This window comes from Saccharopolyspora sp. 7B (genome assembly GCF_020177435.1).
Taxonomy (GTDB): Bacteria; Actinomycetota; Actinomycetes; order Mycobacteriales; family Pseudonocardiaceae; genus Saccharopolyspora_C; species Saccharopolyspora_C gregorii.
In genome coordinates this window covers 1-21,316 of record NZ_JAIUKC010000142.1, presented here as the reverse complement: position 1 = coordinate 21,316, position 21,316 = coordinate 1, and the positions used below count along the sequence as shown (strand labels likewise).

Sequence of the window (21,316 nt, the reverse complement as noted above, 5' to 3'; positions counted from 1 at the left end):
TATACGCGTGGGTTAACCGGGGGGTGGGCGGCTTGCTCGGGTGGTCGGCGGCTCAGCGGCTTCGCCGCTGACGGGAAACCGACACGACCTGCCGGGCAGGGTCGAAGATCGGCGGTGATCGGACTCAGGAACGCAGGGCGTAGAAGTGGATCGGGGTGTTCGGGGCGAGGCCGATGCGGCGGTACACGGGAGCGCCCGCGGCGGTGGCGTGCAGGGTCGCGCGGGTGAGGCCGGTGGCCCGGCCGCCCTCGTGCAGCGCCTTGCGCGTCACGGCCTCGCCGAAGCCCTGCCGCCCCTGCGCCGGATCGGTGGCCACCATCAACACGAACAGCCTGCCCGCGCAGGGCACCGTCGCGGCCGCCGTCACCGGCACGCCGTCCCGCAGCCCGAGGTAGGCGTGCACGTCGGTGCGCCACAGCTCCGAACGCGCCAGCCCGTCCCGGCCGTCGGCGAGCGGGAAGCCGTAGGCGCGGGAGTTCAGGTCCGCGTAGGCCAGCAGCTGCTCCTCGGTGCGGACCCGGGTGAACTCCAGCAGCGGGTGCTCGGGGTCCGGGAGCGGCAGGACGTCGCCCGCCACGCCTTCGCCGGAGAACGCCAGGTCCAGCCCGGCGCGCTCGGCGGCCGCGGGCAGTCCGGCACGGGCCTCCGGGGTCAGGAGGCCCGCGAACAACCACAGGAAACCGGTGCCCCGCTTCTCCCGCATGATCGCCGCGGCCTGCGCCAGCCGCTCCGGGAGCAGGTCCGCGCCGAGTCCGTCCTCGGTCAAGGTGGTGCAGTTCCAGAACGCGAACCGCGACTCCGCCCAGCGCACCGCCACGCCCGGCAGGTCGCGCACGTCGGCGGCCGGATCGGCGTCGAGCACCAAGGGGCGCCAGCCGCCGGTCAGCTGGTGCAGGGATTCCACCGCTGCCGCGTCGATCGCCGTCATCGTCCGCGCCTCTCGTCCGGCCACGTTTGGTGATCTCATCGTAGCAATGCGTGAACATCCGAAAGGCGGTTTCGGCTGGGCCGTCTGGGCGTTCCGCAGGTCCGTCCCACGCGGCCGACCTGCGCGGCGGGGTGGCGTGGCAGGGTGATCGACGACGGGAATTCCTCGACTGCGGCGGGAGTGTCGGCATGGCGGAAGCGGTGCGGGAAGATCTGCGCGATGGCGAGCTCACCTGGCTGGACGCCACCGCGCAGGCCGAGCTGGTCCGCCGCGGGGAGGTGTCCCCGCGCGAACTCGTCGACGCCGCCGTGGACCGCATCGAGCGCGTCGACGGCGAGCTCAACTCGGTGATCACGCCGCTGTTCGAGAAGGCGCTGGCGCAGGCCGCCGACCCCGCCCTGCCCGCGGGGCCGTTCCGCGGGGTGCCGATGCTGCTCAAGGACGTCCTCTGCCACTCCGCGGGCGACCCGCTGCACGCCGGGCTGCGGGTGCTGCGCGACGCCGGCTGGGTCGAGCAGGAGGATTCGCACCTGGCGGCCCGGTTCCGCGCCGCCGGATTCGTGTTCTGCGGCAAGGCGAACGTGTCCGAGCTGGCCATGAGCATCACCACCGAACCGCTCGCGCACGGACCGACCCGCAACCCCTGGGACCCGGCGCGCTCCCCGGGCGGTTCCAGCGGTGGATCGGCCGCGGCCGTCGCCGCCGGACTCGTGCCCGTCGCGCACGCCAACGACATGGCCGGGTCCATCCGGATCCCGGCGAGCAGCTGCGGGCTCGTCGGGCTGAAGCCGACCAGGGCCCGCACCTCCCTCGGTCCCGGCCACGGCGAGCACTGGGGCCCGGTGACGCACGAGCACGTGCTCACCCGCTCGGTGCGGGACACCGCCGCGGTGCTCGACGCGATCGCCGGGATGGCGCCCGGCGACCCGTACACCGCGCCACCGCCCGCCCGGCCCTACCGGGACGAGGTCGGCGCCGATCCCGGGGTGCTGCGCATCGGCTTCCGCACCGAACGGCCCGGCGGCGGGCCGGTGCACCCGGACTGCGCGGCGGCCGTGGACGGGGCGGCCCGCTCGCTCGCCGAGCTCGGCCACCTCGTGGCGCCCACCGCGGCCGCCGCGCTGGACGACGCGGAACCGATGGCCGCGATGGCGACCGTGTTCGGCGCGACCGCCGCCTGGGAGCTGGAGCACTGGTCGCGGCGCCTCGGCAGGCGCATCGACCCCGCCGAGCTGGAACCGATGAACGCGCTGTTCGCCGAGCAGGGCGCCGCGGTCACCGCCGCGCAGTGGCTCGGTGCGATGGACACCGCGCAAGGCTGGTCGCGCAGCTTCGCCGCGCTGTGGGAGGACGAGCTCGACGTGCTGCTCCTGCCCACCCTGCCGGACCCGCCCCCGCCGCTCGGCCTGCTCGCGCCGAGCCAGGACCCGGAGGTGCTGCTCGCGGAGACCGCCGCGCGCATCGCGTTCACCGCGCCGTTCAACCTCACCGGGCAGCCGGCGATCTCGCTGCCGCTGCACCGCGCCGACGGGGTGCCGATCGGCGTGCAGCTGGTCGCCGGCTACGGGCGCGAGGACGTGCTGGTCCGGCTCGCCGCCCAGCTGGAGCGGGCCGTGCCGTGGTCCGGAGCGCGGCCGCAGATCTCCGCCTAGCCGTTCGTGATCGCCTTCCGCGTAGCGTGGTCGGTGGTACCGGAACCGGCGCGGTCGCGGTGTCCGCCCCGGAATGGGCCGCAGTCCCGAGCGACGAGAGGACCTCGATGACCACCACCGGCGATCGGACCTCCACCCACGACTCCGCACCGGCCACCGACGTGCTGATCCGGCGCCCGCTGCCGCCGGAGCTGCTGGCGCGCGGCAGCGACCCGTTCGCCCCGCCACCCGGCCTGGACGCGCTGCGCGCGCAGGGTCCCGTGGCGGGCGTGCGGCTGCGCAACGGCGCGCACCTGTGGATGGTCACCGGGTTCGCCGAATCGAAGGCGCTGCTCACCGACGAGCGGTTCAGCGCCGACACCCATCGCCACCCGAACGCCATGCAGCTCGACCTCGAGCAGGTGGTGCGCCACCAGGCCGCCGTCGCGGCGGGCACCGGCGGGTGCCCGGTCACCGACGTGCCGCCCACCGGTGGCCGGTTCATCTTCATGGACCCGCCCGAGCACACCCGGCTGCGCAGGCTGCTCGTCGGCCAGTTCACGGTGCGCCGGATGCGCGCGCTGGAGGCCCGGGTGCGGGAGATCGCCGTCGAGCACGTCGAGGCGATGCGGGCCGCGGGCGCCCCCGCCGACCTGGTGACCGACTTCGCGCTGCCGCTGCCGTCGCTGGTGATCTGCGAACTGCTCGGCGTCGCCCCCGACGACCGCGACGACTTCCAGGACCGGACCGCCGTGCTGGTGAACCTGGACGCGGACGAGGAGACCCGGCTGCGGGCCTACGCCGAGCAGGACGAGTTCATGCGCGGGCTCGTCGCCGACAAGCGGGCGCACCCCGCCGACGACCTGATCTCCGGTCTGGTGCACGGCGACGCGGATCCGGCGCTGAGCGACCGGGAACTGGTCGACATCTCCTCGATGCTGCTCGGGGCGGGGCACGAGACCACCGCGAACATGCTCGCCCTCGGCACCTTCGCGCTGCTGGAGCACCCCGACCAGCTCGCGGCGCTGCGCGCGGAACCGGAGTTGATCGACACCGCGGTGGAGGAGCTGCTGCGCTACCTGTCGGTGGTGCACACCGGCCCGGTGCGGGTCGCGGTGCAGGACGTGGAGCTCGGCGGGGTCACCGTGCGCGCCGGGGACACCGTGATGGTGTCGCTGCCGGAGGTGGACCGGGATCCCGGCCGCTGGCCCGAACCGGACCGGCTGGACCTGCGGCGCACCCGCAACCACCACCTGGCGTTCGGGCACGGCGTGCACCAGTGCCTGGGACAGCAGCTGGCGCGGGTGGAACTGCGCATCGGGCTGGCGGAACTGCTGGCGCGGCTGCCCGGGCTGCGGCTGGCGGTCCCGCCCGCGGAGGTGGGCCTGCGCACCGAGATGGTGATCTACGGCGTGCACTCGCTGCCGGTGGCCTGGGACTGACGGGCGGGCGTCCCCGCCGCGGTGCGGTGCCGGGTCAGCCCGCGGTGGTCTCGCGGGCGGGTTCGGCGGCCGTCGTGGGCGCGGTGGCCGAGCGCTGCGGGACCGGTTCCGGCCCGATCGGTTCCTGGGCGGCCGGAACCTGGGCGGCCGCGTCCTCGTCCTCCCGCAGGCCCCGCGTCTCGGCCTTGAGCACTCGCGCGGACCGGCCGAGCGAGCGGGCCACCTCGGGCAGCTTGTTCGACCCGAACAGCAGCACCAGCACGCCCAGGACGAGCACCAGCTGCCATCCACCCGGCATCGTCATGACCTCGAACCTCCGTCTCGGTGTCCTCTGATTCCGGGTGCCACGGTGGCACACGGCCCGGACGGGCCGTCCGGTGCACCGAGTTCGGGCGGAATGCGGTGGTCCTCGCCGTCCCCACCGGACGGGGGAGCGAGGGGGCCGCGTGGTCGGCGACGGTGGTTCGAGGTCCGGCGACGAGCCGGGCGAGGCCAGGACTTCCGCTTGGCCGAGCCCGGTACCCGGTGGACGAACCACGGCAGTCCGAACGCCACCGACGACCCGCAGGCCGAGCTCGCCGCACCGGTCGAGGTGTCCGACGTGCGGATCTCGTGCTACGACGACGGCCGAGAGGTGCGCACCACCGGCTGATCCGGGGTGAGCGGCCCGTTCGACCGGGGCCGTTCGTCCGGGCGGTCAGACCACGGGTTCGGGGGAGCCGGTGAGGGCGTGCAGCACGTCCACGGGCGCGGGACGGGTGCTGAGCTCCGCCGCGACGGCCGCGGCCCGCTGCGCGTACGACGGATCGGACATCACCTGCTCGATCGCCGCGGCGATCCCGGCGGGGGAGTCGACGACGACCGCGACCCCGGCGGCCGCCGCGCGCGCCGCGTTGGTCGGCTGGTCCGCGCCCTGCGGGCACAGCACCAGCGGAATCCCGCGGCTCAGCGCGCCGAGCACGGTGCCGGAACCACCGGCGCCCACCACCACGCCCACCCCGTCGAGCAGGTCGTCCAGCGGTGCGAACGGCACGTAGTGGATCTCGGCGAGTCGCGCACCTCGTCGGCGCGCGCCGCGTTCGGCCCCGCGCCGTGGGCCATGCCCAGCGTGACCCGCAGGTTCAGCGGCCTGCTCGACACGGCCGCGACGAACTCGTCCAGCACCTGCGGGTCGGAGAAGACGGTGCCCAGCGTGACCAGCGCGGTCAGCCGGTCCGCGGTCGCGAATCCGCGTTGCGGCGCCTCCCGGCCCTCGGGGCGGCGGTGCGCCCGGCCGCGCATCGGCAGCGGCGGCACCGCGCTGGACCAGCCCGGCTCCTGCAACTCCTCCGGCCACGGGTCCAGGTAGGTGGTGGGCGGTTCGGGGACGATCCCGGCCTCGCGGTGGTAGCGGGCCGCCGAAGTCCCGATCAGCTCGGCGAGCTCCGGCGGCACCGCCGGGCCGATTCCCGCCTGGTGCCAAGGGATTCCGAGTGCGGCCGCGACGAGCGGGCCGGTGGTGTCGTAGTACTCGGCGATCACCAGGTCCGGTGCCCAGTCCCGCGCGCGCTCGACGGACTCGGCACCGCCGAGCTCCAAGCGGCAGGCGCCGAAGACCTCCCCGACGACCTCCGGCGCCGGGCGCATCACGTCGGTCCCGGTGCGGCGCGCGGCTTCGGCGGTGAACTCGATCGCCGTCGGACCGGCGGCGAGCAGCTGCACCCCGGCCGCCAGTTCGTCCTCGACCGCGAGCCGCATGTCGCCGCTGGTCAGCACCGCCGCCTGGTGCCCGTCGGCGAGCGCGGCCTCGATCAGCGGGGCGAGCGGCAGGAGGTGGCCGTAGGCGGGGACGGCGCAGAACAGCACGCGCACGGGGCGACTCCAAGAGCTGAAGGGGGTGCGCGCGGTGTCGCGCACTCGACCGACGGTGCCTCGGCGCCACCGGCTCCCACGGTAGGGATGATGCCGGAGCCGCCCGCCGGGCGGGACCGGAATTCCCCTTTCCGAGGGGAAAAACCTCGCCGGTCACCGCGACCGGGTGGGCACGCCCCAGCTGGCGAGCAGCCCCAGCGCCTCGCGGGAGGACGAGCCGGGTTCGGCGGTGTAGACGAACAGCGTGGTGTCCGGATCGCCGGGCAGCGCGAAGGTCTCGTACTCGACGGTGAGCTCGCCGACCACCGGGTGCCGCAACCGCTTCGACCCGTGGGTGCGCTGGTGCACCCGGTGCTCGTCCCACCACCGGCCGAACTCCCGGCTGCCCGCGCGCAGTTCCGCGACCAGCGCCACCGCCGCCCGGTCCTCGGGGTCCGCGCCGACGTCGAGGCGGAGGCTCTCCACGGTCGTCCGCGCGTGCACCTCCCAGTCCGCGAACAGCTCCCGGGCGCCGTCGTCGAGGAACATCCAGCGCGCGTAGTTGCGCCGGGCCGCGGGCATCCGCTCGAAGTCGGTGAACAGCGCCCGCGCCATCCGGTTGCTCGCCAGCACGTCGGTGCGCCTGCCGAGCACCAGCGCCGGTTCGCCGTCCAGCGAGTCGAGCAGCTGGTGGACGCCGGGCCGGAGCCGCTGCACCGAGTTCGGCCTGCGGCGCGGGCTCGCGGTCCGGCCGACGAGGGTCGCCAGGTGCGCGCGGCCCGCGGCGTCCAGGTCCAGCGCCCGGCCGATCGCCGCGACCACGGCGGGGGAGGGCGTGATCCGCCGTCCCTGTTCCAGCCGCGCGTAGTAGTCGGTGGACACCCCGGCGAGCAGCGCGACCTCTTCGCGCCGCAGCCCGGGAACGCGCCGCACCCGCCCGTCGGCGGGCAGTCCGGCGCGGGCCGGATCACCGAGCCCGCGGGCGCGGCGCAGGAAGTCGGCGAGTTCGCGGTTGTGCTGGGCCATGCCCGCGATTCTCCCGCCGTCCGGGCGCCCGCGGGGGCGTGCGGGTGGACCGCCGAGTCCCAGGTTCGCGGGTCCGCGCACCGGCAGGGCGCGCGATGCGCCGGTTCCGGCGCGCCCCGGCGACCAGGCTGGTGGTCGAACCGGGGAGGAACCCCCGGCCGTCGAAGGAGAGAGGCGCCCGATGCGCAAGGTCCTGATCGTCATGTCCGCCGCCGACACCTGGGTCCGCACCGACGGGTCGGCCTACCCGACGGGCTACTGGGCGGAGGAGGTCGCCGCGCCGCACGCGGTGTTCGCCGCCGCCGGGTTCGCGGTTGACTTCGCCTCGCCGGGTGGGGTGCGGCAGCCGCTGGACCGGCACAGCGCCGACCCGGAGATCGCCGGGCCGGACTGCGCCCGCCACGTGGCGCACGCGGCGACGGCGCTGGACGAGTTCGGTCCGCTGCTGCCGCTGGCGGAGGTGGTGCTCGACGACTACGCGGCGATCGTGCTGCCCGGCGGGCACGGGCCGGTGGTCGACCTGCACGAGGACCCCGACCTCGGCCGGCTGCTTGTGGCGGCGGACCGCGCCGGCGTCGCCATCGCCGCGGTCTGCCACGGCCCGGCCGCGCTGCTCAGCGCCGTGGACGAGGCGGGGGACTGGCGGTTCGCGCGGCGGCGGATGGCCGCGTTCACCGATGAGGAGGAGCGGCTGTTCGGCACCGCGGACGGCGCGCCGTGGCTGCTGGCGAGCCGGTTGCGGGAGCGGGGCGCGGTGCACGAGAGCGGGCCCGCCTACCAGCCGTTCACCGTGCGGGACGGGAACCTGTTCACCGGTCAGAACCCGGCGTCGAGCGGCCCGATGGCCGAGCAGGTGCTCGCCGCGCTGTGAACCGGGATCCGGGGGCCGGCGCAGGCGGTTCCGCCGTCCGCGCCGGTCGCCGCCCCGTCGGACCAGCGCCCTGGTGATCACACCCGATCGGCCCAGCAGGAAGAGGTTGAACAATGCACAAGGTCATCACTTCGGCCGAATCTTGATCTACCGCTGGCCGCAATGGGGTGACCGCACGGCGTTGAGCGGCGGAATGAGCTGCCTTCTGGTTACCGAACGTGCTGGAGTGGACGTCCGATCGGGGAGTTGTTCATTCGGAAGAGGGCACTAGAGCTGGAGGCAAGGCTCATGGCAACCGACATCGTGCACGACGGCATCCGGCATTGCGGGAAGGTCTCGCCCTGGGACAGCTTGGCCACCTCGCTGTGCGGCAAGGCGTTCCTGGACAAGACCTACGCCGAGACCATGTTCAGCGGCATGCCGACCTGCCCGGACTGCGTGGCCGCCAAGCGCAGCGGCAAGAAGCGCTGAACCCGGAGCCCCGGAACACCCCGGCCGCGCCACGAACGGTGCCCCCCCCGCGCGCGTTCCACCGAGCGGAAACCGGCCCGGGTTCTGTTCGTGCACAGACCTCCAACAGATACAGTGCTGATATGTCAAGGCTCAAGATGTGCGGAATCGACCGCCCCTCGGTGGAGCCGAGGCCGCGATGAACCCGACGACCACCGATGAACCCGTCTACGCGTCGTTGGCCGACAAGGCGTACGCGGAGATCAGCGACCGGCTCATCATGCTCGACATCCCGCCGATGACCGCGATCGACGACGTGGCGCTGGCGAAATCGCTCGACGTCGGCCGGACACCGGTCCGCGAGGCGCTGAAGCGGCTGGAGATCGACCGGCTCGTGGTGTCCTATCCGCGCCGGGGGACCTTCGCGACCGCGGTGGACATCACCGACCTCGCCTACATCTCCGAGCTGCGGGTGCAGCTGGAACCGCTGGCGGCCCGCCGCGCCGCCGAATCCGCGAGCGCCGCCGTGCTGGCCGAGCTGGTCGAGATGGCCGACGAGCTCGACGAGGTCGACGTGCGCTCGCTGACCAGGGACGAGCTGATGCGCTGGGACCTGCACGTCCACCGCGCGATCTACCGCGCCGCGGGGAACCCGCACCTGGAGGACACCCTGGTGCGCTACGACAACCTCGCCACCCGCATCTTCTGCCTGTTCCTGGAACGCATGTCGCACTTCGACAGCCACGTCGGCGAGCACTCCGGGCTGCTGCGCGCGATCGGCGCGCGGTCCGCCGACGAAGCCGAGCAGCTGGCCTGCGACCACGTGCTCGGTTTCGAGGAGGCCATCCGCGCGGTGGTGTGATCCGCCGGGCGGAGCGAGGAGCGGGGGCACCTCGCTCCCTCCGGGACGTGGTCACGGCCGCGACCGGACCCGGTGCGCGTTCACAACCTGGCGGCGAGCCGCCGCCGCCAGCGCCCGAACGACTTGGCCCGGTCGACCGAGAGCACCCCGACCGGTTCGTCCGCGGAATCCAGGTACAGCGCCAGGAACTCGCCGGAGTCCACGTCGCCCTCCTCGATCCGGACGGTGCAGCCGGGGGTGCGGTGCCCGGCGAACTGGATCTTGCTGCCGTACTGGTCGGACCAGAAGTACGGGACGGCGTGGTGCGCCGGGGCGGAGTGCTCGGTGCCGAGCAGCGCGGCGGCCGCGGCGGCCGGGTGCTGCGCGGCGTTCGTCCAGTGCTCCAGCCGCAGCGGTTCCGCGGTGTAGTCCCGGTGGGCGTTGGCGCAGTCGCCGACCGCCACCACCTCCGGCACCTCGGTCCGCCCCGCCGCGTCGGTGCGCACGCCGTCCCGCAGCGGGATCCCGGACTCTTCCAGCCATTCCACGTTCGGCTGCGCCCCGATGCCGACCACGACCACGTCGGCGGGCAGTTCGCGGCCGTCGGCGAGCCGGACGGCGGTCACCCGGGGCTCGCCGACCAGTTCGGCGACGCCGGTGCCGACGTGGATCCGCACCCCGTTGCGGGCGTGCATCCGGCCGCACACCTCGCCCATCTCGGGGCCGAGCGCCCGCTGCAGCGGGACGGCGGCGGCCTCGACGACGTCCACTTCGACGCCGAGCCCGACCGCGGTGGAGGCGATCTCGGCGCCGATGAAGCCGGCGCCGATGACGACCAGGCGTGCTCCCGGCACGAGTTCCTCCCGCAGGGCGCGGGCGTCGTCGAGGGTGCGCAACGTCCGGACGCCCTCCGGCACCTGTCCTGGTAGCGCGCGGGCGCGGGCACCGGTGGCGAGCACGACGGCGTCGGAGGTGATCCGCTCGCCGTCCGCCAGCAGCACGGCCCGGTTCCGGAGGTCGAGGCCGGTGGCCGCGCGGCCCAGCCGCCAGTCCACTTCCAGCGCGGAGTCGTCCGGTTCGGTCAGGGCGATGTCGTCCTCGGAGGCGGTCCCCGCGAGGAACTCCTTGGACAGCGGGGGCCGGTCGTACGGGGCGTGCTCCTCGTCGCCGACGACGACGATGCGCCCGTCGAAGCCGTGCTCGCGCAGCGCGCGGACCGCGGTGAGACCGGCGAGCGAGGCTCCGACGACGGTGATCTCGCGCAATCAACTCACCTCTTCCACGACCGCACCGGCGACGGCGTCGACGTCGCTGCTCTCGAGCACGTAGACGATCCCGTCGTCGACGGTGACCCGGTGGGTGCGCACGGGTTTCTTGGCGGGTGGGCCGCTGGGGCGGCCGGTGCGCAGGTCGAAGCAGGCCGCGTGCAGCGGACATTCGACCGCGCAGCCTTCGAGCCAACCGTCGGAGAGCGAAGCGTCCTGGTGCGTGCAGGTGTCGTCGATGGCGAACAGCTCGCCGTCCACGTTGAACACAGCGATCGCCACCTCGCCCTGCACCCGGGCCGACTCGCCGGGAGGGATGTCGGACAGCGCGCCCACTGGAATCATTCTGGCCTCCTGTTGCAGATGGCGGAACCCGTACTGCAATGCGCAACCGATAGAATGAGGCTCGTCACCTTGGTCGTCAACGATGAAATTCGCCGTCCCCGCCGAGCGGGCGAATCGGCGCCCACGGAGGCCTGAGAGTTGCCGCGGGTGTAACGCGCGGAAACCCGCCGGTAGCGAAAACCCCTGTTGCTGTGGGAAGTTCGCGGCGCGCCGTCGCCGGAGAGTGCCCGCCGGCCGGTGCCCGCGAGGGGTTCCTCAGCGGGCTCCAAGGGGGCCGCGAGGGCACCGGAACGGCGTGTTGACCCGGTCCTGACCACCACTTATCGTGCAACAGATATATCAACCACGGACCTGGCGTCGAAGGGGACGGGGCGGCCGGGAACGGCGCGGCAGCGCGCATCGGGGGAGACCTCATGATCGACCGCTCGAAGCGGCCCAGGCGGGCCTTCCGCCGGCCGGTCGTGGAGGAGGAGCGCACCGTCCGGCGCGCCGTCGCCGCGGCGGCGATCGGCAACGTCGCGGAGTGGTACGACTTCGGGATCTACTCCTACCTCGCGGCCGTCGTGCTCGGCCGGGTGTTCTTCCCGGACGGCGGCCAGTGGGCCACCGCCTACACCCTCGGCGCGTTCGCGGCCGCGTTCCTGATGCGCCCGCTCGGCGGATTCGTGTTCGGCAGGCTCGGCGACAAGATCGGGCGCACCAAGGTCCTCTCCGCCACCGTCGTGCTCATGGCCGTGTCCACCGTGCTGCTCGGGCTGATCCCGAGCTACGGGGCGATCGGCGTCGCCGCGCCGCTGCTGGTGCTGTTCGTGCGGATGCTGCAGGGCTTCTCCGCCGGTGGCGAGTACACCGGCGCGCTCACCCTCATCGCCGAGTACTCGCCGGACCGCAGGCGCGGCTTCTTCGGGAGCTGGCTGGAGTTCGGCACCCTCACCGGCTACACGTTCGGCGCCGGGGTGTGCTGGACGGTGATCGCCGTGCTGCCCGAGCAGGATCTGCTCTCCTGGGGCTGGCGGGTGCCGTTCATGCTCGCGCTGCCGCTGGGCATCACCGGCATCTACCTGCGGCTGCGGCTGGAGGACACCCCGGCGTTCCGGCAGCTGATGGAACGCTCACCAGCGCTGGCCACGATGTCCTCCCGGCGCGCGCTGCAGATCGTGGTGACCCGGTACCGGGCGGCCGCGCTCGTCGCCGTCGGCATCGTGGTGGCCTGGAACGTCACGAACTACGTGCTGACGAACTACGTCCCGACCTACCTCACCGGCACGCTGCCGCGCTACGGGCTCGGCGGCAGCAGCCCCGAGGTCGCCACCGCGCTCCAGGTCGTCGTCATGGTGCTGATGCTGTGCGTGATCGTCTCGGTGGGGCGGCTCAGCGATCGCGTCGGGCGGAAACCCGTGCTCATGACGGGGAGCGTCGGGCTGGTCCTGCTGGGACTGCCCGCGGTCTGGCTGCTGCGCGGAGGACTGGTGGGGCAGGTCGCCGGGCTGCTCATCATCGGGCTGGCGCTGGTGTGCTTCGCGGCCGTCTCGCCGTCCACGCTGCCCGCGCTGTTCCCCACCATGATCCGGTACAGCAGCCTGGCGGTGCTGTTCAACCTCGCCGTGTCGCTGTTCGCCGGCACCGCGCCGACGATCATCGAAGCGCTGGCCACCGCGACCGGGAACCTCGACTGGCCGGGCTACTTCCTGGTCGGGGCCGGGATCGTCGGCGTCGTCAGCACGCGGTTCCTCAGCGAGCAGGCCGGTCGGCCGCTGGACGGGGCGGCACCGCTGACCTCCAGCTCCGAGCTCCCGCCGCCGCCGCTGTCCGCCGACGGCGTGCCGCTGGAGAGCCCGCGGCAGTAGGCGATCCGCGCTGACCGGTGCTGCGCTGCCCGGCGCGGCGTTGCCCGGCTCTGCGTTGCCCGGTCCCGTGCTGCCTGGCCCGGCGCTGTCCGGTCCAGTGCCGCCCGGCTCCGCGTTGCGCCGCCCGGCCCTGCGCTGCGCCGTGTCGGGGTCTGCGCCGCGTCGTCCGCGCGGCCCTGGTGCGTCCTGTCCGGCTCCGCGCCGCGGGCTCCCGTTCCGCCCGCAGCCGCACCCGGCGCAGTACGCGTCCGCACCGGCGGAAACCGTTGCCGCGCCCGGAGAATCAAGCGGCCGCGGCTCGGGCGGGACCGTTCCCGGGCCGGGAGAACGGCGCTCAGCCGACCCGCTCGCGCACCCAGTCGTGGAACTCACCGATGTGGTGCTCGCTCGGCACCAGCACCCCGCCCTTGCGGTACGACCGCGAATCCATCGCCAGCTGGCAGCGCTCGCACGCGTCGAAGTCCTGCTGGTTCACCCGGTGGAACAGCTCCACCGACCGATCGATGTCCGCACCCGACTCCACCACCTCCGGCAGGTACAGCCAGTCGCAGCGCACGATGGTGCGCTCCGCCGACAGCGGGAACATCCGGTGGAACACCACGTGGTCGGGCACCAGGTTGATGAACACCTGCGGGCGCACCGTGATCGCGTAGTAGCGGCGGTCCTGGTCCTCCTGCACACCCGGAATCCGCTCCAGACCCGCCGAACCGTCCACCGTGAAGCCCTGCACCTCCTCGCCGAACTCGGCGCCGTGGCCCACGAAGTACTGCGCGGCGAGGCCGTCGGCGAACTCCGGCAGCACCTCGGTGAGCTCCGGGTGGATCGTCGCGCAGTGGTAGCACTCCATGAAGTTCTCGACGATCTGCTTCCAGTTCGCCTTCACGTCGTACTCGATGCGCCTGCCCAGCTTCAGGTCCGCCACCTGGTAGCCGACGATCGCCTCCGGCGACCCCAGGCGGTTCGTCACGTCCCCGATCACCGTCTCCTCGAACGACGGCGGGTCCTCGGCCAGGCACAGCCACGCGTACCCCAGCCACTCCCGCACGTGCACGGTGTGCAGGCCGTACTCGACGCGGTCGATGTCCTGCATCGCGTTCAGGTTCGGCGCGGCCACCAGCTTGCCGTCCAGGCCGTACGTCCACGCGTGGTACGGGCACTGGAAGGAGCGCCGCACCTCGCCCTTCTCCTCCGTGCACAGCCGGGCCCCGCGGTGCCGGCACACGTTCAGGTAGGCCTTGATCGCGCCGTCCCGGCCGCGGGTCACGACGACGCTCTCCCGGCCGATCTGCACCGTCTCGTACTGCCCGGGGCGGGCCAGGTCCGCGCTCAGCACCGCGCAGAACCACCCCGCTTCGAAGATCGCCTCCTGCTCGGTCCGGAAGATCGACGGGTCCGTGTAGTAGTAACCGGCCAGCGTCTCGCGCAGACTCTCGGGCAGCGCTTCGCCGGTGTCGGGAGTGGACAGCTCACCGGTGGTCATGGCAATGCTCCTCGCGGCAGAGGGGAAGGGGACACAACTCGCTACGGCATCGGAACCGGCGGGCGCAGGGGCCGCCCGCGGAACGTCGGAAACGCACCGCGCGGCGGATCCGCGCGGTGGCTGCTGAGTGGAAGTCGAGTCGTTGCACGAATGGCAACGGGGTGCGCATTGCGCTACAGATGGCAGCGCGTCGCGGCTGCGATGTCAAGAGCCGCGGCCGGAACCGATCACCGGAACACCACGGTGCTGTGCCCGTTCGGCAGCACCCGCCGCTCGCAGTGCCAGCGCACCGCCCGGGACAGCGCCAGCGCCTCCGCGTCCCGGCCCACCGCCTGCAGCGCCACCGGGTCGTGCGTGTGGTCGATCCGGATCACCTCCTGCTCGATGATCGGGCCCTCGTCCAGGTCCGGCGTCACGTAGTGGGCCGTCGCGCCCACCAGCTTCACCCCGCGCGAATACGCCTGGTGGTACGGCTTCGCGCCCTTGAAGCCGGGCAGGAACGAGTGGTGGATGTTGATCGCCCGGCCCTCCAGCGCCTTGCACGCTTCGTCCGAGAGCACCTGCATGTAGCGGGCCAGCACCACCAGTTCCACGTCGTACTCGTCCACCAGCTCCAGCAGCCGGGCCTCCGCTGCGGCTTTCGTCTCCGGCGTCACCGGCACGTGGACGAACGGCAGGCCCGCCGACTCCGCCATCGGCCGCAACGTCTCGTGGTTCGACACCACGGCCACGATGTCCGCGCTCAACCCGCCCGAGCGCCAGCGGAAGATCAGGTCGTTCAGGCAGTGGCCCAGCTTCGACACCATCACCAGCACCCGGGCGTCGCGGTCCGCGTCGAACGAGAAGTCCATCTCGAAGTCCGCGGCCACCGGCTCGAAGCTCCGCGACACCACCTCCAAGTCCACCTCGCGGTCCGCGGTCACCTGCGTGCGCAGGAACAACCGGCCCTTCACGCCGTCGTCGAACTGGCGGTGCTCGGCGATGTCGCAGCCCTGGCCCACCAGGTAGCTGCTGACCGCGTGGACGATGCCGCTGCGGTTGGGGCAGCTCAACGTCAGGGTGAACTTCCTGGTCATCGTTCCTCCTGTGCTCGCACGGCTCTGATCGCTGTCGGGGTCGTCAGCACTCGACGACGTTGAGGGCGAGGCCGCCGCGGGCGGTCTCCTTGTACTTGTCCTTCATGTCCGCCCCGGTCTCGCCCATCGTCTTGATCGCCTTGTCCAGGGAGACGTGGTGCTCGCCGTCGCCGCGCAGCGCCATCCGGGCGGCGGTGATCGCCTTGATCGAGGCCACCGCGTTCCGCTCGATGCACGGGATCTGCACCAGGCCGCCCACCGGATCGCAGGTGAGGCCCAGGTTGTGCTCGATGCCGATCTCGGCGGCGTTCTCCACCTGCTCCGGGGTGCCGCCCAGCACCTCCGCCAAGCCGGCGGCGGCCATCGAGCACGCCGACCCGACCTCGCCCTGGCAGCCCACCTCGGCGCCCGAGATCGACGCGTTCTCCTTGAACAGCACGCCGATCGCGCCCGCCGTCAACAGGAACCGCACCACCGCGTCCTCGTCGAACCCGGCCAGGAACCGATGCGCGTAGTGCAGCACCGCCGGCACGATCCCGGCCGCGCCGTTCGTCGGCGCCGTCACCACCCGGCCGCCCGCCGCGTTCTCCTCGTTCACCGCCAGCGCGTAGAGCGTCACCCACTCCATCGCGTGCAGCGCGTCGCTCTCGTCGACCCCGGACTCCAGCCGCTCCCGCAGCTCCTTGGCCCGGCGCCGCACCCGCAGGCCGCCCGGCAGCACGCCACCGGTGCGCGCGCCGTTGTCCACGCACTCCCGCATCACCGACCAGATGTGCAGCAGGCCGTCCCGGGTCTCCTGCTCGGGCCGCCAGGACAGCTCGTTCGCCAGCATCACGTCGCTGATCCGCGAACCGGACTCCCGGGCCCGCGCCAGCAGCTCCGCGCCGGTGCGGAACGGGAAGCGCACCTCCGGCCCGCCCGCCACCAGCACCGGCCGGCCCGCCTCGTCCTCGTCCAGCACGAAACCGCCGCCGACCGAGAAGAACTCGCGGCGCAGCAGCGGTTCCCCGTGCGCGTCGAACGCGTCGAAGCGCATCCCGTTGGTGTGGAACTCCAGCCGCTTCCGCCGGTGCAGCACCACGTCCCGCTCCACCGAGAACGCGATCTTGCGCTCGCCGCCGAGGCTGATCCGGCCCTCCTCCCGCACCGCCCGCACGTCCGGTTCGGTGCGCACCGGGTCCACCAGGTGCGGCTGCTCGCCCAGCAGACCCAGCACCACCGCCGGGACGCTGCCGTGGCCGTGGCCCGTCGCGCCCAGCGAGCCGAACAGCTCGCAGCGCACCGCCGCCGTCCGGGGCAGCACCCCGGACTCGCGCAGCCGCGCCACGAACCGGAACGCGGCCAGCATCGGGCCGACGGTGTGCGAACTCGACGGCCCGATGCCCACTTTGAACAGGTCGAACACTGAGAGGGTCATGTGCGCTCCCCACCTGGAGGTTTCCGGAGGCGGCGCGGTCCGCACCGCGCCGCTGACCGCTGCCTAACCGCCGGACTCCGCGAGCGCGGCCCGCACGGTGTGCCGCAGCAGCAGCGCCGTCGTCACCGGCCCCACCCCGCCCGGCACCGGCGTCAACGCCGCGACCCGGCCGGACACCGCCGGGTCGACATCGCCGACCAACCCGCCGTCCGGCGTCGGATTGGTGCCCACGTCCACCACGACCGAACCCCGGTGCACGTGCTGCTCCGCGATCAGGCCCGGCCGACCGGCCGCCACCACCAGCACGTCCGCCGTCCGGGTGCGCGCGGCCAGGTCCGCGGTGTGGCGGTGGCAGATCATCACCGTCGCGTCCCGCCCCAGCAGCAGCTGCGCCACCGGTTTCCCGACCACGGTGGAGCGGCTCACCACCGCGCAGTCGCGCCCCGCGAGCGGCACGCCGTGGTGGTCCAGCACCGCGAGTACCGCGGCGGCCGTCGCGGGCGGGAACGCGGGCAGTCCGGCGGCGAGCCGGCCCGCCGACAGCGGGTTCGCCCCGTCCACGTCCTTGTCCGGTGCGATCGAGGAGGCCAGTTCCTCGAAGTCGGCGCCCGGCGGCAGCGGGGTCTGCAGGATGATGCCGTGCACCTCCGGTTCGCGGCTCAGCGCCGCGAGCTCCTCGCGGATGCGGTCCGCGGAGGCGTCGGCGCCGAGGTCCACGACCTCGCACTCCACGCCGGACTTCGCGGCCGCCTTCGCGATCGAGCGCACGTACCAGGCGCTCGACTCGTCGTCGGTGGCCACCACGACGGCCAGCCGGGCGGGCACGCCCGCGGCGGCGAGCTCGGCCGCGGCGGCGGCGACCTCGGCCCGGATGGCGCGGGCCGGGCCGGTGCCGTCCAGCACCGCGGTCTCCACCGGTGGGGTCGCGCCGGTCGTGGTCGGATCGGTTGCGGGCACGGCGGTTCCGGACCGGCCGGCCGCCGGCGAGCCGGTGTCGGGCACTGCGGGTGAAGTGGTCATCGCTGGATCTGCTCCCGTACCGCGGTGGTGGTCTCATCGGCTCGGTGGAGGACGTCGGCGGCCTCGGCGATCGCCGCCGCGAGCGCGTCCCGGGGGGGCGGGGCGGCGACGCCGGGCAGGTTCACCTCCGCGTTCACCCGCGAGGTGGAGGCCGCCGCGCGCGCCGCGTCCGCGGCCGCCGCGATGTCGGTGATCACGTTGCGGTTGCCGACGGGCCGCAACCGCTCGGCCAGGCCCACGACCCGGTCGGCGACCGCGATGACCTGGACGGGCACCCGGCTCGTCTCGGCCAGCGCCGCCGCGATCGCCCGGGACCGGGCGGACTTCGCCTCCGCGGTGTCCTTCGGCAGGCCGTAGGCGGCGCCGACCGCGCCGAACGCGGTGGCGTCCCGCTCCACCAGGTCCAGCGCCAGCCCGCGCAGCTCGTCGGCCTCCGCCAGCACCGCGCCGATCTCCGCTGCGTGCTCGGCGTACTTCGCACCGTCGCTGAACCGCGCCACCATGGCGACCAGGGCGGCGCCCTGCGCGGCGTGCAGCGCGGCGGTGGCGCCGCCGCCCGGTGCGGGATCGCGGGAGGCGAGGCCCTGCAGGAAGGTGTCGATCGAATCCGTGCGCATCAGCATCCTTCGTCGTAGTGCGGGAAACCCGTTCCAGGTGAACGGTCCGGCAGCCCATCCGCTCGGTCGCGCGGGCCGCTCACCTCGCGAGAGGTCCGGGGTCACCGGCGGATGCGGTGCATCTCCGGGTCGACGAGCGGTTCGGCGGCGACGGTGGCCCGCACCATCCGGTCGAAGTACTTGATCTCCACCGAGGTCCCGGGTTCCGCCGACGCGGGCAGCCACGCGTAGGCGATGGGGAAGCCGAGGGTGTGCGAGAACGCCGCGGAGGTGACGTACCCGGCGGGCGCCGAGTCGACGAACACCGGCTCCGAGCCGAGCACCACGCTGCGCCCGTCGTCGATCGTCAGGCAGGACAGCCGCCGCGACACCGAATTCTGGTCGCGGCCTTCCAACGCGTCCTTGCCGACGAAGTCGCCCTTGTTCCGGCGGACCGCGAACCCGACGCCCGCTTCGAACGGGTCGTGCTCGGTGGTCATGTCCGCGCCCCAGGCCCGGTAGCCCTTCTCCAGCCGCAGGCTGTTGAACGCGGCGCGCCCCGCGGGAACCACGCCGAGCTCGCGGCCCGCCTCGAACAGCACGTCCCACAGCCGCTGCCCGTACTCGGCGCTGGTGTAGATCTCCCAGCCGAGCTCGCCGACGTAGGACACCCGCATCGCCGTGACCGGGATGCCCGCGATGTGCGCCCGCTTGCAGCGGAAGAACTTCAAGCCATCGTGGGAGAAGTCGTCCCGGCTCAGCGGTTGCACCAGGTCCCGGGCCAGCGGCCCCCACACCCCGACGCAGCAGGTGCCGCCGGTGATGTCCCGGACCTGCACGCCGTGGTCGTCGGGCAGGTTCCGCCGCAGGTGGTCCAGGTCCAGATTCCCGTTCGCGCCGACCTGGAACAGCCGTTCGCCGAGCCGCGCGACGGTGAGGTCGCTGCGCACGCCGCCGGCGCGGTCCAGCAGCAGCGTGTAGGTGACCGAGCCGACGGACTTGTCCATCTTCCCGGTGGTGAGCCGGTCCAGGAATTCCAGCGAGCCGGGGCCGGAGATCTCCAGCCGCTTCAGCGGGGTCATGTCGTAGAGGGCGACGGCGGTGCGGGTCTTCCACGCTTCGACCGCGGCGACGGGGGAGTGGTACATCGCCGACCAGGCGTCCCGCGACGGCGGCTGCCACTCCATCGGCAGTTCCTTGACCAGCGGCGCGTTCGCCTCGTACCAGTGCGGGCGTTCCCAGCCGTGGGCTTCCAGGAAGAACGCGCCGAGTTCGCGCTGCCGCGCGTGGAACGGGCTGACCCGCAGGTCCCGCGGGGAGAACTTCGGCTGCAGCGGGTGCTTGACGTCGTAGATCTCCACGAAGTTGCGCTGCGAGGTCTCGTCCGCGTGCTGCGGGGTCACCTCGATCTCGTCGAAGCGGTGCACGTCGCAGCCGTGCAGCTCGATCTCGCTGCGCCCGTCCACCAGCAGCTGCGCGACGGCGCGGGCCACGCCGGAGGAGTGCGTCACCCACACCGCCTCGGCGATCCAGAACCCGGCCACGTCCGGGGATTCGCCGACCAGCGGCCCGCCGTCGGGGGTGAAGGAGAAGACGCCGTTGAACCCGGTCTCGACCTTCGCGGTGCGCAGCGCGGGCAGCAGCCGCTTGCTGTGCTCCCAGGACGCGGCGAAGTCCTCCTCGGTGAACGCCAGCATCGACGGCATCGCCGCTTCGCTGGGCGCGTCCTCGTCCTGCGGCAGCTCGTGCAGCCCGACCGGGATGGGGCGGTGCGCGTAGGTGCCGATGCCGAGCCGGTCGTCGTGCTCGCGGTAGTACAGGTCGTGGTCCTGGTGGCGCAGGATCGGCAGCCGCGCCTCGATCCGCGGGTCGTTGCGCCCGGCGAGTTCGGGCAGCTGGTCGGTCTGCGCGTACTGGTGCGCCAGCGGCAGCAGCGGCACCCGCATGCCGACCATGTCGCCGATGGCCTGGCCCCAGAACCCGGCGCAGGACACCACGAGGTCGGCGGGCACCTCGCCCTGGTCGGTCTCGACGCCGGTGACCTTGCCGCCGCTGGTGTTGATGCCGAGAACGCGGGTGGAGCCCTGGAAGCGGGCGCCGCGGGCTTCGGCGCGGCGGGCGAGGGCGATGACGGCGCGGGAGGCCTTGGCGAGCCCGTCGGTGGGGGTGTGCAACCCGCCGAGGACGCGGTCCCGGTCCAGCAGCGGGTGCAGCTTCGCGCATTCCTCCGGCCCGAGGACGGTGCCGGGCACCCCCCAGGAGGTCGCCCAGCCCTGCTTGCGGTGCAGGTCGGCGAGCCGTTCCGGCGTGGTGGCGATCTCCAGGCCGCCGACCTGGTTGAAGCACCACCCGCCGTCGACGTCCAGCGCGGCGAGCTTGTCCCTGGTGTAGGTGGCGAACTCGGTCATCGTCTTCGACCCGGTGGTCTGGAAGACGAGTCCCGGGGCGTGCGAGGTGGAACCGCCGGTGAGCGGCAGCGGTCCCTGGTCGAGGACGGTGACGCGGTCCCAGCCGCGTTCGGTGAGCTCGTCGGCGAGGTTGGTGCCGACGATCCCGGCTCCGATGATGACGACGCGTGGGGTGCTCATGCTGGTCTCCTAACGGGCGGCCTGCGGCGACCGCTGCGAGGACGGCAGGTGCGGACTGGTGCCACGGGGCAGGAGCTCGGGCTGGAGAAGGGGGAGTGGTGGGGTTCGGTGGTCGTCCGATGCGGACTTCCGCGGAGCACGGGGGGACGTGTCGGAACGGGCCGCCGCCTGCGGTGACCTGACCGAGCCGAACGCCGGATTCCGGATGTGTTCCTGGACCGACCGGAACAGCTGGGCGCAAGACTGATATATCAAGTGAACGGCAGAGTAAGCGCTGGTGGGAGCAGCGGTCAAGGGCCGATTCGGCCCTCTTCTCCGCGGTGCACGCGGACGGCTGAACGGCCCGGCGCGCCGCCGCCCGGGCGCGTCGCGCCGTGGTGGCGGCGGCGGGGTGCGGCGGCGCGCGCCTCGGTGACTTCGGACCCTTGACCCGGAGAATTCCGCTGCTTACGCTCAGAAGCCTTCTGATATTTCAGTTGGATGGTAGTCGTCCGGCCGGTCGTTCACCCGCCGTCTCCCCAGTGCTCCCGTGCAGATTCCCGGTGTCGAAGGAGTCCCATGAACTCGTCCGGAAGTGCAGCTGCGTTCAACGACCGGCTTGCGGTGGTGGATCCGGAGGTGGCCGCTGCTGTGGGGGCGGAGCTGGGTCGTCAGCAGAACACG

Annotated in this window: 20 protein-coding genes; 7 read left to right on the top strand and 13 right to left on the bottom strand. The window is 73.1% G+C overall.

Annotated features, from left to right (window positions below):
* Positions 1–124 precede the first annotated feature (124 nt).
* Complete coding sequence (locus LCD33_RS21615; RefSeq protein WP_224978211.1) at positions 125–952, bottom strand: GNAT family N-acetyltransferase; 828 nt, start codon at positions 950–952, stop codon at positions 125–127.
* A gap of 164 nt (positions 953–1,116) precedes the next feature.
* On the opposite strand from LCD33_RS21615, the gene LCD33_RS21610 reads away from it, so the two are divergent.
* Positions 1,117–2,580 carry an amidase gene (locus tag LCD33_RS21610; protein ID WP_224968182.1) on the top strand — a complete coding sequence of 488 codons (1,464 nt, stop codon included), beginning with the start codon at positions 1,117–1,119 and terminating at the stop codon, positions 2,578–2,580.
* A 107-nt stretch (positions 2,581–2,687) separates the two neighbouring features.
* Positions 2,688–4,001: a cytochrome P450 gene (locus tag LCD33_RS21605; protein WP_224968184.1), complete on the top strand. Its 1,314-nt coding sequence runs from the start codon at positions 2,688–2,690 to the stop codon at positions 3,999–4,001.
* A 34-nt stretch (positions 4,002–4,035) separates the two neighbouring features.
* Here LCD33_RS21605 and tatA read toward each other — a convergent pair whose 3' ends face one another.
* The gene (gene tatA, locus LCD33_RS21600; protein ID WP_224968186.1) at positions 4,036–4,305 is read right to left on the bottom strand and encodes a Sec-independent protein translocase subunit TatA; all 270 of its coding nucleotides are present in this window, start codon (positions 4,303–4,305) and stop codon (positions 4,036–4,038) included.
* 201 nt (positions 4,306–4,506) lie between these two features.
* On the opposite strand from tatA, the gene LCD33_RS21595 reads away from it, so the two are divergent.
* Positions 4,507–4,653 (top strand): hypothetical protein, encoded by a 147-nt coding sequence (locus LCD33_RS21595; RefSeq protein ID WP_224961241.1) that lies wholly within the window; start codon positions 4,507–4,509, stop codon positions 4,651–4,653.
* A gap of 45 nt (positions 4,654–4,698) precedes the next feature.
* On the opposite strand, the gene LCD33_RS21590 is transcribed toward LCD33_RS21595, so the two are convergent.
* The 3 genes from LCD33_RS21590 to LCD33_RS21580 all read right to left on the bottom strand — a co-directional run bounded on the left by LCD33_RS21590 (position 4,699) and on the right by LCD33_RS21580 (position 6,857).
* Complete coding sequence (locus LCD33_RS21590) at positions 4,699–5,034, bottom strand: nucleotide disphospho-sugar-binding domain-containing protein (RefSeq protein ID WP_308011313.1); 336 nt, start codon at positions 5,032–5,034, stop codon at positions 4,699–4,701.
* Complete coding sequence (locus LCD33_RS21585) at positions 4,947–5,852, bottom strand: hypothetical protein (protein ID WP_224968188.1); 906 nt, start codon at positions 5,850–5,852, stop codon at positions 4,947–4,949. Before LCD33_RS21585 ends, LCD33_RS21590 begins: the two co-directional genes overlap by 88 nt.
* Positions 5,853–6,005: 153 nt before the next feature.
* On the bottom strand, positions 6,006–6,857 hold the full coding sequence (locus tag LCD33_RS21580) for a helix-turn-helix domain-containing protein (protein ID WP_224961245.1): 852 nt from the start codon (positions 6,855–6,857) through the stop codon (positions 6,006–6,008).
* A 181-nt stretch (positions 6,858–7,038) separates the two neighbouring features.
* On the opposite strand from LCD33_RS21580, the gene LCD33_RS21575 reads away from it, so the two are divergent.
* The 3 genes from LCD33_RS21575 (at position 7,039) to LCD33_RS21565 (ending at position 9,040) form a co-directional block, all read left to right on the top strand.
* Positions 7,039–7,728 (top strand): type 1 glutamine amidotransferase domain-containing protein, encoded by a 690-nt coding sequence (locus tag LCD33_RS21575; RefSeq protein ID WP_224968190.1) that lies wholly within the window; start codon positions 7,039–7,041, stop codon positions 7,726–7,728.
* A gap of 288 nt (positions 7,729–8,016) precedes the next feature.
* Entirely contained in the window at positions 8,017–8,199 is a 183-nt protein-coding gene (locus LCD33_RS21570; protein ID WP_224961249.1) for a hypothetical protein, read from the top strand.
* 178 nt (positions 8,200–8,377) lie between these two features.
* Positions 8,378–9,040, top strand: a complete 663-nt coding sequence (locus LCD33_RS21565; protein ID WP_224961251.1) for a GntR family transcriptional regulator — start codon at positions 8,378–8,380, stop codon at positions 9,038–9,040.
* A gap of 80 nt (positions 9,041–9,120) precedes the next feature.
* On the opposite strand, the gene LCD33_RS21560 is transcribed toward LCD33_RS21565, so the two are convergent.
* Positions 9,121–10,284: an NAD(P)/FAD-dependent oxidoreductase gene (locus LCD33_RS21560; RefSeq protein WP_224968195.1), complete on the bottom strand. Its 1,164-nt coding sequence runs from the start codon at positions 10,282–10,284 to the stop codon at positions 9,121–9,123.
* A complete protein-coding gene (locus LCD33_RS21555) occupies positions 10,285–10,629 on the bottom strand; it encodes a bifunctional 3-phenylpropionate/cinnamic acid dioxygenase ferredoxin subunit (RefSeq protein ID WP_224961255.1) in 345 nt (114 codons plus the stop codon).
* A gap of 413 nt (positions 10,630–11,042) precedes the next feature.
* Between LCD33_RS21555 and LCD33_RS21550 the strand changes: the two genes are divergently transcribed.
* Positions 11,043–12,476, top strand: coding sequence for an MFS transporter (locus LCD33_RS21550; RefSeq protein WP_224978210.1), 1,434 nt, complete (start codon positions 11,043–11,045; stop codon positions 12,474–12,476).
* Between the two features lie 334 nt (positions 12,477–12,810).
* Here the strand turns inward: LCD33_RS21550 and LCD33_RS21545 are convergent, their stop codons facing one another.
* The 6 genes from LCD33_RS21545 to LCD33_RS21520 form a co-directional block, all read right to left on the bottom strand.
* Complete coding sequence (locus LCD33_RS21545) at positions 12,811–13,956, bottom strand: aromatic ring-hydroxylating dioxygenase subunit alpha (RefSeq protein WP_224961259.1); 1,146 nt, start codon at positions 13,954–13,956, stop codon at positions 12,811–12,813.
* Positions 13,957–14,183: 227 nt separating this feature from the next.
* Positions 14,184–15,032, bottom strand: coding sequence for a formyltetrahydrofolate deformylase (gene purU, locus LCD33_RS21540; RefSeq protein ID WP_224961261.1), 849 nt, complete (start codon positions 15,030–15,032; stop codon positions 14,184–14,186).
* 43 nt (positions 15,033–15,075) lie between these two features.
* Positions 15,076–16,449 carry an L-serine ammonia-lyase gene (locus LCD33_RS21535; RefSeq protein WP_224978209.1) on the bottom strand — a complete coding sequence of 458 codons (1,374 nt, stop codon included), beginning with the start codon at positions 16,447–16,449 and terminating at the stop codon, positions 15,076–15,078.
* A 63-nt stretch (positions 16,450–16,512) separates the two neighbouring features.
* Positions 16,513–17,364 (bottom strand): bifunctional 5,10-methylenetetrahydrofolate dehydrogenase/5,10-methenyltetrahydrofolate cyclohydrolase, encoded by an 852-nt coding sequence (locus LCD33_RS21530; RefSeq protein WP_224961271.1) that lies wholly within the window; start codon positions 17,362–17,364, stop codon positions 16,513–16,515.
* A 101-nt stretch (positions 17,365–17,465) separates the two neighbouring features.
* Complete coding sequence (locus LCD33_RS21525; protein ID WP_224978208.1) at positions 17,466–18,086, bottom strand: cyclodeaminase/cyclohydrolase family protein; 621 nt, start codon at positions 18,084–18,086, stop codon at positions 17,466–17,468.
* A gap of 101 nt (positions 18,087–18,187) precedes the next feature.
* Positions 18,188–20,653 carry an FAD-dependent oxidoreductase gene (locus LCD33_RS21520; protein WP_224961268.1) on the bottom strand — a complete coding sequence of 822 codons (2,466 nt, stop codon included), beginning with the start codon at positions 20,651–20,653 and terminating at the stop codon, positions 18,188–18,190.
* Positions 20,654–21,316: the final 663 nt, after the last annotated feature.